Origin of the sequence: Pseudomonas sp. GW456-12-10-14-LB2, assembly GCF_002884345.1 — a bacterium.
Classification (GTDB): domain Bacteria; phylum Pseudomonadota; class Gammaproteobacteria; order Pseudomonadales; family Pseudomonadaceae; genus Aquipseudomonas; species Aquipseudomonas paraglycinae.
Window position 1 is genome coordinate 1 of sequence record NZ_POHV01000227.1, and the last position, 258, is coordinate 258.

Consider the following 258-nt stretch of genomic DNA (forward strand, 5'->3'; position numbering starts at 1 on the left):
ACGGAGAGCAGGACCGGGCCGGCGCGAAGGCCCAGCCGGGCACGCAACGCCTGATCGCCAGACCTCGCGACGGGCGAATAGCGCGCCGTATCGACGCCATTGCCGACCAGCGTCGCCGGGCGCGACATCTCCGCCTCCTGTTGCGCCTGCCAGAACCGGCTGACGACTAACAGGCCGTCGGCCTGGACGATCGAACGACGGTCGAGCTCGCAAAGCCGCTCGTCCCTGAACGAATCGATATGATGAACTGTGCGGACA

At 67.1% G+C, this 258-nt stretch carries 1 protein-coding gene; it reads right to left on the reverse strand.

Annotation, left to right across the window (positions count from 1 at the left end):
* Positions 1–258, reverse strand: a 258-nt coding sequence (locus C1X29_RS30095; protein ID WP_218275738.1) for a hypothetical protein, incomplete at both ends; no start/stop codon positions are given.